Genomic DNA, 12769 nt, shown 5'->3' on the forward strand with positions numbered 1-12769 from the left:
ACCGAAAGCCCGGCTGCCATCTTCCGCCCATACGCCCCGGTTCCTAACCGGGCTATATCCGCGGCTTCTGCAACATGCGGATCACCAGCGAGGCGGCATAGATCAGCAGGGCGTAAATCAGCGATATGAATGAAACCTTCAAGCCGCCGGCAACCAGCGTCAAAGGAACGTCGCCTACCTGCTGCACGACTTCAGCGGCATTGAACATCCCTTTCAACTGCCAGATCAGGTCGGTCACCAACACCAGCAGGCCGATCTCCCTGACCCATGCCGGGGCTTTCCACGCGGCAAACAACAGACAAATCAATTCCACGGTCAGGATCGACATGATCCATGTCCCGCCCTGAAGAAACAAATCGAACATAACGCAAAAGTTTTAAGTCATCGCGGGACCATTCCCGTATGGCAAAGATAGGCTGCCGCAGGCCGAAACCACAAAAAAACCGCCCGTCGAATCCCGCTCTTACGCCGTCGAATCCCGCCGATCGGCCCCGGGAGCGTTTTTTGCGGGACCGGGCGGGGACACCGGAGACTGATTTTACCTATATTTGTAAAAACGGAAATTCCGCATGAAACAGTTTCTGCCCGTCGTCTGGTGGCTCACGGCCACGCTCGTCATCGCCTTTGTCCTCGTGGGGTTGGGGTATCTCTTCGCCGACGCCCTCCTGCTCGGAGTGCTGTTCCTGCCCGGAATGCTCACGGCGCGTTACTTCGTGCCGCAGCTGTCGTTCGAAAACCGGCGGCAGGGAATCCTCGACACCGTCTACCTTGCGCTGGCGATCCTCGGCATCGAATACCTCTCGCTGATGCTGGGCCATGCGGTGGTGCTCGGCGCCGGCGAAGGCGGAATGCCGGGGCTGCTGCTCAACCCCCCCCCTTCATCCTGCTGGTCCTGACGGCCCTCATCGCTCCGGAAATAGCTCTCGAAAAACACCTCGAACGCCGCTGTCCCTACGCCCGTTCGATCAGTTTCGTCTCCGACCGCCGCAAAATCACGCTCGACCCCGCGGAAATCAGCTACGTCGAATCGAACGACAGCGAAGTGTGGATTCACACCGCCGGGGGCCTCGCCTACCGCACCAAAACCCGCATTTCGCAATGGGAGACACAGTTGGACAGCCGTTTCCTGCGCATCCACCGCTCGTTCATCGTCAACACGGCGCGCATCGACCGCTGCTGCCCGGCACACGTGGAGATCGGCGGAATGACCATCGAGATTTCGCGCAAATACCGGGAGGCCGCGCGCCGACAGCTCACAGAGCAGGCCGCAAACGCCTAATTTCGGCCCATAGCCGCCGCCACGCAGCGGATCGTCGGGAAAGCGTCGCGCAGATTGTCTGCCACCTCGCGGGGCGCACACCACACCGCGGAGTCGATCCCCTCCTCGGTCTGGGGCGTCAGACCGGCGCACCCGGACGCATGCAGTTCGTACCAGTGGGTCCGTTTCAGTTCCCAGCGCGCAGTTTTCGGAAAATAGTAGGCGTGCAGCGTCTCGCACAGCGGCCGCACGACCCGAGCCGCCACGCCCGTCTCCTCTTCGACCTCACGCGCAGCGCACTCCTCGATGCGCTCCCCGCACTCCAGATGCCCTTTGGGCAGGTCCCAGCGGCCGTTGCGGTGGATCATCAGCCACTCGCCGCAGTCGTTCACCACCACGCCGCCCGCCGCCTCGACCGGCGTGAACTCCGCCGCAAAGGCCGCGAAAGCCCTGTCGGGATCGTCCGAAACGACGGCCACGGAGTTGTGCGATTCGAGAAAATTCAGTATCTTGGCCCGTGATATGCCGCCGCAGGCTTCGGCCGCAACGGCGTACCACGCCCCGCCGGGAGCTTCGGCCGTGAACGCCACGGCCCTGTCGGCGAAATAAACGGTACGGTTCATCTTTTCATCGGAAATTTGTGAACAAATATACGTAAGAAACCTCAAAAAATGAAAAAAATTCTCCTGATGACGGCTATTGCAGCTATGGGCCTCGGCGGATGCGACAAGCGTCCCGAGCCTCTGAAGATCGACAATGCGCTGACGGCCGAAGAGATCGCCGCCGGACGCCTCACCCCCGAGGTGATGTGGAAGATGAGCCGCGCGGGCGGCTCGTCGCTCTCGCCCGACGGCCGGACGCTCCTCTACCAGCAGACCGACTACAACATGGCCGAGAACCGCGGCGTGACGACGATCCGGGTCGAGGACATGGACTCGAAGGCCGTGACATGCCTGACGGACTTCACGTCGAACAGCCTCTCGCCGAAGTGGAGCGCCGACGGACGGCACATCTATTTCCTCTCGGACCGCGGCGGTTCGATGCAGGTGTGGCGGATGAACGCCTCGGGCGGCGACGCGACGCAGATCACGGGCAGCGGCGACGGCGTTCCCGACGTGGAGGGCTTCGGCGTAAGCCCCGACGGAAAGCACATCTGGTGGGTGCAGACCGTGCGGACGGCCGACCGCCGTTCGTCGGACATCTACAAGGACATGGACAAATCGAAAGCCCGCATCTACGACGACCTGATGGCCCGCCACTGGGACTACTGGGACGAGGGCGAATACCGCCACATCTTCGTCGGCGAGCTGAGCAAGGGAGTCGTGACGGGCGGCAGGGACATCATGCCCGACGCGCAGTGGGACGCCCCGCTGGCGCCCTATTTCGACATGGCCGAGATCGCCTGGAACAACGCCGGGACGATGCTGGCCTACACCTGCAAACCGCTGACGGGCACCGCCTACGCCGTGTCGACCGATTCGGACATCTTCGTCTACGACCTCGAAAGCGGCGCGACGCAAAACATCTGCAAGCCCACCAACTTCAATACCGGCAAACCCGTCAACGATCAGGCGGCCATGGTCGGCTACGACAAATATCCCGTCTGGTCGCCCGATGATTCGAAGATCGCCTTCCTCTCGCAGCGCCGCGCAGGCAACGAGTCGGACAAGGCCCGCCTGTTCGTCTACGACTGCCACACCGCCGAAATGCAGGACCTCACCGCCGACTTCGACTACAACGCCCAGAACGTCGTCTGGAGCGGCAACGACCTGATCTATTTCATCGCCCCGATCGAGGCGACGCACCAGATCTGCCGCGTCGCGCCGTCGGTCGGCGAGGTGGAGGTCATCACCCGCGGCGACCACGACATCAACGCCTTCACGATGGCCGGGGAGCGGATCGCCGCCGAGATGTGCACGATCTCGATGGCCACGGAGTTCTTCGAGATAAATCCGGAGGACGGCTCTTTGGCGCAAATCTCGGCCATCAACAAATCGGTCTACGACAATATCAGGATGGGCGAGGTGCAGAAACGCTGGGTCAAGACCACCGACGGCAAGCAGATGCTGACGTGGGTGATCCTGCCGCCCGATTTCGACCCGTCGCAAAAATATCCGGTGCTGCTCTACTGCCAGGGCGGCCCGCAGAGCGTCGTATCGCAGTTCTGGAGCTACCGCTGGAATTTTCAGCTGATGGCAGCGCAGGGATATATCGTCGTCGCGCCGAACCGCCGCGGCCTGCCCTCGTTCGGACAGGAGTGGCTCGACCAGATTTCGGGCGACTACTCGGGCCAGAACATCCGCGACTACCTCTCGGCCATCGACGACGTGGCCCGCGAACCGTGGGCCGACCGGGAGCGCATGGGCTGCGTCGGGGCGTCGTACGGCGGCTATTCGGTCTATTTCCTCGCCGGATGCCACGAGAAGCGTTTCAAGGCCTTCATCTCCCACTGCGGCATCTTCGATTTCGACTCGATGTACGGCGAAACCGAGGAGCTGTTCTTCGTCAACAACGACTACGGAGGCCCCTACTGGGACACGGCGAACGCCACGGCACAGCGTTCCTACGCCAACTCGCCGCACAAGTTCGTCTCGAAATGGGACACGCCAATCCTGATCATCACCGGCGAGAAGGATTTCCGCATCCCCTACACCCAGTCGCTCGAAGCCTTCACGGCGGCCCGCACGCTGGGCATTCCGGCGCGGCTCGTGGCGTTCGAAAACGAGGCGCATCAGGTCTTCAAACCCCAGAACTCGCTGGTCTGGAACCGCGAATTCTTCGGCTGGCTCGACAAGTACGTAAAATAGCCGACCCGACAGCGAACGAGGGCCGCCCGGACCGGAACTGCGCTCCGGTGAAAGCAAAACCTCCCTGCAAGTTGCGCAGGGAGGTTTTTTGCGCTCCGCACCGCCGGAAAGGCGCATCCGTGAGGATAAAAAGGAGGCTGTTCGTGATGAAAAATCCGGCGTTCGTTGAATTTATTTCCGCGAACGGGAACCTGTACCTATTTTTGTACACATTACAGATAAAAGAATCTATTCTATGCGAATAAATTTCCGGATTATTTGGCTCGCGCTGCCTCTGGTCTTCGGGGCATGCTCCGATTCTTCGGATGCGGACACCCGGCCCGCGACCGAAACAATCAGCGTATCGGTAGGCTCCGGTCCGAAGATCGACATCGAATCCGAAGACAAGTCCCGCACCCAGCTCGGCGAAGACGGCGTATCGGTCAAATGGGCTTCCGACGACCAGATCGCACTCTGGGCCGTCAACTCCCGATCCGAGACCGTCTTCAGCAAACAGGCTTTCAAACTCTACCACTACAACACCGACTACAACACGGCCAAGTTCAGGGGAGACATCCCGCAAATGCCCGCGGACACCTACACCTATTATGCCGTGTCGCCCGTTCCGTCCGAAAGTGACGGCACGCAGGCCACCTACCTGATCCCTGACGTGCAGGACGGCGGCTTCAACGGCGACTGGGACGTGATGGTGGCCGATCCGGTCAAGGCCCCGGCTCTGGAGAAGAACGACACCGGCGAGACGGTGCAGTTCCAGTTCCGCCACAAAGTTCACGTGCTGAAAATACGCATTCCGAAAAACGATCTGGGCGAAAAGGTCTCGGAGATCACGCTGGCATTTCCGCAGCCCGTCACGGGGCGCATGACGGTCGATGCCGCCGATCCCGATGCCGCGCCGACGCTCACCGACGGCAACAACACGCTGACGCTGCGTTTCGACACTCCGAAGGATGCGGGCGACGTGGTCTTCGCCGTCATCGCACCGGTGGAACTCACCGCCGAGCAGCCGGTGACCATCACCGCGATTTGCGAAGCCGGGGAATCCGAGCCGCGCAACATCCCCGGCAAACACTTCTCCGAAGGCCACACCACCCCGATCGCCTACCACATTCCCGCCATCGGCCGCTATTACACGCGTCTGAACTTCTCGCTGCCTGCGGACAAGGGCACGGCGACGCTGGGCGAGGCGGTCGGAAAGATCACCCTCACCGCCCCCGAAGGCTCGCTGTTCGACAACGGCACGAACGTCCGCCAGTTCACGCCCGACGCCGAGGGCAAATACACGATGGTGCTCAAACCCTCGTGGACCGACAACCTCTCGGGAAAAGCCGTCACGGTACAGTACGAATCGGAAAGCGCTGTCGTATCGAACACGCTGACAATGCCGCAGATCACCGAATTCGGCAACAACGACATCACGCTCAGCGTCCCCTACCTGCTGGCGGAGGATTTCAGCAATATCATCCAGTTCGACTACGACTGCAACGTCGGAACGGGAACAAGCAGCAGCAGCGCCGGAAACAAGGATGCGCACCTGCTGTCCGACAAGGGCGCCATCGGATGGACGGCGGCTCGTGTGGGCGGGGAAACCGGGAAATGTATCCGAAGCTCCTGCCGGTTCGAAGGCGGAGGAGTCGGCAAGGCTTCATCGTATGCCCGCTACCCGGGACGTATCGACTCGCCGCCCGTCAGCGGTATCAAATCCGGCAAAACAGTCAGAGTCCGGGTTTCATTCGATTACGTCGGAGGACAGGACTCCTGGATGATGGACAGTAACAAAAATAAGGGCGGAACATACGGCAATCCTACGTTCAATTACGGCTACACGACCAATTCGGGCCAGCCCAACGGCGGAGACAATCTTGAAAACCCCGTCGAAGCGGAAGACATAGCCCTCGAAACCGACAAATCGTGGAATACCCCGCTTTCGAATTGGAACACCAAAACATTCCTGGCCGACTTTAACAGCGCCCACAGAATCTCATGGAAGGTGAATGTCAACCGTATCGGCAACGTATCGTCCTGGACCGGAATATTCGGCGCCAACGGCAATCACTACCTCTACCTCGACAACATCAAAGTATCCATCGTCAACGAATAACCGCCATGAGAAAACTGCTTTACCTGCTTGCATCGGCGGCTGTCATGGCCGGAGGATGCTCCGAAAAGAAAGAGACCCCGGCCGGAGAGGGCTGCGGAACCATCCGCATCGCCTGCGAGGCCGACGCCACGATTGATGCCGCTGCGGCGATGGCCGCGGTTCAGGGCGCGACCCGCGCTGCGGCGAAACCCGACGGCAAAGATTTCACGCTCCGCATCCGGGGTGAAAATTTCGACAAAAGCTGGGCGACGGTCGCGGCGTATAACGCCGAGGAGACCGCCTACACCTTCCCCGAAGGCCGCTACGCGATCACGGTCACCTACGGCGATCCCGAAGCCGAAGGCGCGGACAAACCCTACTACGCAGGCGCGACCGAAGTGGAGGTCGCGGCGCGCCGCACCAGCACCGCGCAGATCACGGCGACGATCGGCAATGCGCAGACCCTCGTGCGCGCCACCGAGTCGTTCAAAAAATACTACAACAACGCGGAGTTCACCGTGACGACCGGAGCGGGCAGCATCTTCACGTTCCGTCCCTGCGACGCGGCCGAAGCGGAAGCCGTCTGGGTGCAGGCCGGAAAGCCGCTCACCTTGAAGGGTACGGCCCGGGGCCAGAGCCAGGACGGCACGTCGGAGGGGCCGCTCTACACCTTCACCCCCGAGCCGCTCGAAGCGGCACGCCCAGCCACGCGCCACATCTTCACGCTCGACGCCAAGAAGGCCGGCAGCGCGACGCTGACCGTCACCCTCGGCGAAGGATACACCGAGACCGTGGAACTCGACGTGGAACTCAACGACGAGGCCACCGAATAACGCAAATAAAAATACCGAGATATGAAAACCTTTACCAAGATTCTGACGGCTGCGGCAGCGACGGCGCTGCTCGCGACCGGCTGTGTGAACGAAGATCCCGCCTATAAGAACAACGAGCCGGGCACTCCGCCCGATCCCAACGCCAAAGGCTACCTGACGCTGGCGGACATGAGCATGCGCGTCGTGGTCGACACCGATACCGAAACCCGCCCCGACGACACGTCAGACGAGACGGCGAAGCCCCAGACGCGCACCGACGAGGCGCAGCCCGACGTCGACACATTCATCATCGAAATTCGCGACGCAACGGGCAAGCTGGCGCTCCAGGAGACTTACGGCGATCTGAAGGTCTCGATCGGCGAGGCAGGCAGGCTGGAGCTTCCGGTGGGCGGCTACACGATGGAGGTCCGTTCGGAAGAGGCCGCCACGACGCCGGCAGCCGAATGGGAACACCCCGTCTATTTCGGTTCGCAGGAGTTCGTCATCGAGAAGAACCAAACCACGCCCATCAACGAGGTCGTCTGCACGCTGAACAACATCAAGGTGACGCTGATGTGTTCGAAAGACCTCGCCGACCAGCTCACCGCCGACACCAAGTCGACCGTCACGCTGGGCGAAACGACGATGACCTTCCTGAAGGATGAAACCCGCGCGGCCTACTTCATGCCGCAGGGCGAGACCAACACGCTCAAATTGCACCTCGAAGGGGCTTTCGCCGATACGCCCGACGCACCCGTCCGGATCAACAAGAGCATCTCGGGCGTCAAGGCCGGACAATGGCGCAAGCTCTCGATCGTGATCACCTACTCGGACAAGGGAGACATCAAACTGGACATCGACGTCAACGACTTCATGGAGGACGACGAAATCCCGGTCAACGATCCCGACAACCCCGGCGAACCCGGACTTCCCGTCGCCCCGACCCTCGAATGTCCGGGCTACGACCTCACGAAACCCTTCCAGCTTCTGGCCTCGATGTTCGACGCCCAGGGCAACTACACCCGGCCGTTCGCATTCAATCTCGCCTCGTCCAACGGCATCGGGTCGTTCGCGGTGAAAATCACGTCGGACAACTCCCGGCTGACCGGCATGGTGTCCGGAATCGGCGGTCCGGAATTCGACCTCTGCACAATCGGGGCGTCGGACCCCGCCTACACGGTTCTCGCAGGCCTCGGCTTCCCGCTGGGCGACGATCTCAAGGGGGCGACTTCGAAGAGTTTCGACATCGCAGGAGCCATGAAACTGCTCTATCCCGCATACGAGGGCACGCACGCATTCGCCTTCGAGATAACCGACGCCAAAGGACTTTCGGCCCGGGCGTCGCTGACGCTCACGGTCGATCCGGCCAACGAAGGCCCTTCGATTGTCGGCGTAGATTTCAATATCGACGAAACGCAAACGCCGTCCGCAGACCGCGACACGGAGATCGACATCACGGCGCAAACAGGCATCAAATCGCTCGACGTGACCATCGACTGCGACAACCTCGACGCCAAGGAACTCGGCACGATGGGCATCCCGGCCCGGTTCGATCTCTGCAATATCGAAGGCTTCGAAGATACGAACGGAACCATGCATCCGGCCGAAGATGTCCGGGAGGCGATTTCAGCCCTCGGATTCCCCATCGAGGACGCAGTCAAGGACAAACCGTCCATTCGGCTCAAGATCGACAAGATGTTCACCAGATTGCTGACAGGCTTCCCCGGCAACAACAATTTCATACTCACGGTGACGGAGAACAACGGTCTCAGCACGACCAAGACCCTGAAGTATTACGTACCGGCGAATTAAGGCTGACGAATTATGAAAAAATACATTACCGCCGCCCTGCTGTTCTGCGCCGCGCTGACGGCCGCCTGCTCGAAAGAGACGGCCGGGAGCGCCGACACGGGCGACACGGGTGTGCTCGAAATGCGGGTTTCGGCCACGCGGGCCGAAGCCGACGGGGAATACGACCCCTTGCAACGCCTTGCCGTACGCATCTACCGCGCGAGCGGCGAGCTGCTGCGCCAATACACCGCAGAGACGCTCCCCTCACGGCTGGAGCTGCTCGCGGGCGAATACCGCGTGGAGGTCGATGCGGGAGAAGCCGTCCCCGCGTCGTTCACCAAACGTTTCTACAAAGGCGAGAAGACCTTTACGGTGGCAGCCGGACAGACGACCGTAGCCGAAGTGGAGTGCAAACGGCAGAACGTCGTCGCCGAAGTGAAATTCGACGCCACGGTTTCCGCCGCTTTCGGCGAGAATTTCCATGCGTGGGTAGTCGCCGCCGACGCGTTCGACGAAGGGCAGGTTCAGCAGGGCGGCGTCCCGGCGCTGAACTACACGGCCGACGGCACGGGCTACTTCACCATGCCCGAGGGTGCGACCACGCTCACGACCCGCTTCGAGGGCACGCACCCCGACCGCGGCGTCATCGTCAGGGAGGCCAGATTCGAAGGCGTGCAGACCGGCGGCAAATACAGCGTCTCCTTCCGGTTCTCGAAAGACCTGCCGGGCTTCATCGAATGCTTCGTCGTCAAGGTGGACACCTCGACCGACGACTACGACGACACGTTCCCGTTCAGCCCCGAGCCGAGCATCGAAAGCGACGGTTTCGACATGGACCAGCCGCAGGATTTCATCCCCGGGACAACCTCCCCGAAACGTTACATGATAACCACGATGGCCGCCGTAAAGAGCGTCGTGATAGGCATCGGCGACGACAGCTACGAAGCGCTGAACGGCACGACCGAGGGCGTCGAGGTGACCAGGGAGAGCGACTTGAGCCTGACGGTCACCCTTTCCGACGCCTTCTTCGCAGGGCGTCCGGGCGGCAGCCATCCGGTGAGCATCCGCGTCACGGATTCGGCCGGCGCCGAAGCCACCGCCATCTCGGAATACCGTCTGCAAGGTCTTCTGCCCATTGAAAAGACGGATTACGACCTCTGGACGAACAGCCTCACGCTGCGCGCGCTGGTCCTCGATCCGAACGTCACGACGGCGACCTTCGGGCTGCGCGTCAAAGACGGCGAGTGGTCCGACGCCGAGGGCGTAAACGCCGGCGAGGGCATCTATACGGCCACGTTCACGGCCCAATGGAAGGAATCGGTCAATGCCGCGGGCCTGACCGTCCACACCCCCGTCGCAGGCACCGGCGTCTTCGCCGGCAACAGCTACGAGGCGCGGGCGGCGCTCGATGGCGAAACCGTCTCCTCGGCAGAGTTTCAGGCCGCTGCCGGGCAGGTCATCCCCGACGGGGATATGGAAAGCGGATCACTCCCCTGTTTCGGCAAAAGCACGTCGGAATCCACGACGTTCTGGGGCAGCGGCAATGCCGCAACTTCGGGACTGTGTGCGCAGTCGACCAAACCCGGCATGGGCGGCAGCTACTGCGCCAAGCTCGAATCGCAGTCGGCGTTCGGCCTGCTCGCCGCGGGCAATCTCTTCTCGGCAACGTTCCGTTTTGCGAATCTCTCGGGAACGGCCAGTTTCGGAATGCCCTACCAGTGGACAGCGCGTCCGACGGCCTTGCGGCTCAAATACCACGCCACCGTGGGCGCCGTCAATAAGGGAACCGTCACCGAAGAGCACGAATACATTCAGGACGGCCAAGACCGTTCGCGTATCTTCGCCGTTATCGTCGATTGGAACAGCCGTCACGCGACTGTCGCCGGCATGGGGTCGCCGACAGGCGTGTGGGACCCCGCCAAAACCGCCGAAACCGCCGAAGGCCCCGTCATCGCCTACGGATCGCTGCTGATCGGCGAAACCACACCAGGCGACGCGATGACGACCGTGGAGATTCCGATCGAATATTACGACAGAACGACCAAACCTACGGGTGCATATACACTCGTCATCTCCTGTACGACGAGCGCCTACGGCGACTTCAAGGTCGGTTGTCTGGGCAATGTCATGTACGTAGACGATTTCGAATGGGTATACTAATCACTAAACGCAAGCAGATGCGCAAGCTATTCATCCGCACGCTCGCCCTCGCGCTGTGCCTCACGGGCACGGCGCAGGCGCTGCGCGCACAGGAAACAACCGCCGCCCAAACTGCGGCGGCAGCCGACCAGCGTCCGAAAACGATCAACGAAATGCGCCAGGAGCGCGGACTTACCGACACGCACAACCTGTTCGTGCCGAAAGGACAGTGGATTTTCGGCGGTACGGCCTCCTACTCGACCCATACCAACAAAGGCTATCAGTTCCTCGTCATCGAGGGAATCAACTCGAAAGGCTACACCTTCCGCGTCAGCCCGATGATCGCCTACGCCTTCCGGGACAACATGGCCCTCGGAGGACGCTTCATCTATTCGCGCACGCTGCTCAAGCTGGACAACGCCGAACTGCATTTCGGCAACGAGGAGACGGGCACGAACATCGTGGCCAGGGATTTCTACTCGCTCAAGCAGACCTATTCGGCGGCGGCGATCTGGCGGCAGTACATCCCGCTGGGACGCAACAAACGCTTCGCGCTGTTCAACGAGATGTCGCTCGCGGCCGGAGGCACGCAGGCGCGCTTCGCCAACGACTCGCCCGTGAAGGGAACCTACGAAACCGGCTACACCCTCTCGCTGGGCATTTCGCCGGGCATCGTGGCCTTCGCCACCAACAACATGGCCGTCGAAGTGAACGTGGGCGTGATGGGCATCAGCTATACCCATACCAAACAGGTTCACAATCAGGTCACCGTGGGCAAACGCAACACGAGCATGATGAACTTCAAGGTCAATATCTTCTCGATCGGCCTCGGCATGGCCTTCTATCTCTAAAAACGGCACACTATGACACGAAGCATACTCTGCACCCTGCTGATCATAATTATCTCGTGCGGCAACGCGCTGGCGCGGCAAACCGCCGCAACCGGGAATCCGAAGGAAACAGCCGCTCCGGCAGCCGCAATCGCACCCGCCGCAGCCGGAACGATCTCCACCGAAGAAGAAACCCCGGCAACCGGAAATGCGCCGGCCTCGGAAGCGGCAATCCCGGCCTCGGAAGCGGCAGTCCCGGCCGACGGACAGAAGCAATTGCAGGCACTCAAGGCCGCGGAAGTTCAGTCGCCGATCCGCGGCAAAAAACAATTCCTGCCCACACGCCGGCGTATCGACCGCGAAATCAACAAGCTCAAGTTCGCCTACAAGGGCGAGGTGATCATGGGTCTGACGGCCTCCTACGGCACGATGTCGAGCGACGACACGGACATCATGCTCATCCTCGACGGCATCGACGCCGACGGCACGGTGGCCACCGTCAAACCCTTCATCGGCTATTTCTACCGCGACAACAACTGTCTGGGCGTGCGTTTCGGCTACCGCCACATGGACGGCAACCTCGATGCCGCACGCTACGACCTGGGCGAAAGCAACGACGCCTCGGGCAGCATTCCGAAGGTCAATTTCAACAGCGACAACTACTCGTTCGGCATTTTCCACCGCTCCTACGCGGGACTCGACCCGAAGGGCCGTTTCGGACTGTTCGCCGAGTTCGAACTCTCGCTGTCGACCGGAACGTCGAAGCTCTCCTACCAGCCCGACACCGCCAGCGACAACATGAAAACCACGTTCAGCGACAATACGCAGCTCAAATTGGCGTTTAATCCGGGAGCTGCCGTCTATATCTTCCCCAACGTCTGCGCCACACTGTCGTTCGGGCTGGGCGGCATCCAGTACACCTCCGTCACGCAGAAGGACGACGCCGGCAACAAGATCGGAACGCGCAAGGCTTCGAACATGCGTTTCAGGCTCAACGTCGCCGCCATCAACTTCGGCATGACGGTACACCTGTGGGACAAGAAAAAGAAATAAAT

General features: G+C 61.2%; 11 protein-coding genes. 9 read left to right on the forward strand and 2 right to left on the reverse strand.

From position 1 onward, the window contains the following. Positions 1-52 precede the first annotated feature (52 nt). Complete coding sequence (locus NQ492_RS03360) at positions 53-364, reverse strand: hypothetical protein (RefSeq protein ID WP_015547921.1); 312 nt, start codon at positions 362-364, stop codon at positions 53-55. Positions 365-569: 205 nt separating this feature from the next. Here NQ492_RS03360 and NQ492_RS03365 point away from each other — a divergent pair, with 205 nt between their 5' ends. After that, on the forward strand, positions 570-896 hold the full coding sequence (locus NQ492_RS03365) for a hypothetical protein (RefSeq protein ID WP_015547922.1): 327 nt from the start codon (positions 570-572) through the stop codon (positions 894-896). A 95-nt stretch (positions 897-991) separates the two neighbouring features. Then, on the forward strand, positions 992-1279 hold the full coding sequence (locus tag NQ492_RS03370) for a LytTR family DNA-binding domain-containing protein (protein ID WP_259874117.1): 288 nt from the start codon (positions 992-994) through the stop codon (positions 1277-1279). Here the strand turns inward: NQ492_RS03370 and NQ492_RS03375 are convergent. Then, the gene (locus NQ492_RS03375) at positions 1276-1881 is read right to left on the reverse strand and encodes an NUDIX hydrolase (RefSeq protein WP_022061042.1); all 606 of its coding nucleotides are present in this window, start codon (positions 1879-1881) and stop codon (positions 1276-1278) included. The genes NQ492_RS03370 and NQ492_RS03375 overlap by 4 nt on opposite strands. A gap of 48 nt (positions 1882-1929) precedes the next feature. On the opposite strand from NQ492_RS03375, the gene NQ492_RS03380 reads away from it, so the two are divergent. From NQ492_RS03380 to NQ492_RS03410, 7 genes are all read left to right on the forward strand, one after another. Beyond that, positions 1930-4065, forward strand: coding sequence for a S9 family peptidase (locus tag NQ492_RS03380; RefSeq protein WP_015547923.1), 2136 nt, complete (start codon positions 1930-1932; stop codon positions 4063-4065). A 235-nt stretch (positions 4066-4300) separates the two neighbouring features. Further along, the gene (locus tag NQ492_RS03385; protein ID WP_015547924.1) at positions 4301-6163 is read left to right on the forward strand and encodes a fimbrillin family protein; all 1863 of its coding nucleotides are present in this window, start codon (positions 4301-4303) and stop codon (positions 6161-6163) included. Between the two features lie 5 nt (positions 6164-6168). Then, a complete protein-coding gene (locus NQ492_RS03390; protein ID WP_015547925.1) occupies positions 6169-6975 on the forward strand; it encodes a DUF4493 domain-containing protein in 807 nt (268 codons plus the stop codon). Positions 6976-6996: 21 nt separating this feature from the next. Continuing rightward, complete coding sequence (locus NQ492_RS03395; protein ID WP_015547926.1) at positions 6997-8766, forward strand: DUF4493 domain-containing protein; 1770 nt, start codon at positions 6997-6999, stop codon at positions 8764-8766. Between the two features lie 12 nt (positions 8767-8778). Beyond that, positions 8779-10905, forward strand: coding sequence for a DUF4493 domain-containing protein (locus NQ492_RS03400; protein WP_015547927.1), 2127 nt, complete (start codon positions 8779-8781; stop codon positions 10903-10905). Positions 10906-10922: 17 nt separating this feature from the next. After that, positions 10923-11735 carry a hypothetical protein gene (locus tag NQ492_RS03405; RefSeq protein WP_015547928.1) on the forward strand — a complete coding sequence of 271 codons (813 nt, stop codon included), beginning with the start codon at positions 10923-10925 and terminating at the stop codon, positions 11733-11735. A gap of 12 nt (positions 11736-11747) precedes the next feature. Next, positions 11748-12767 carry a hypothetical protein gene (locus tag NQ492_RS03410; protein ID WP_015547929.1) on the forward strand — a complete coding sequence of 340 codons (1020 nt, stop codon included), beginning with the start codon at positions 11748-11750 and terminating at the stop codon, positions 12765-12767. Positions 12768-12769 lie beyond the last annotated feature (2 nt).

It is taken from the genome of Alistipes shahii WAL 8301, from assembly GCF_025145845.1.
Classification (GTDB): Bacteria; Bacteroidota; Bacteroidia; order Bacteroidales; family Rikenellaceae; genus Alistipes; species Alistipes shahii.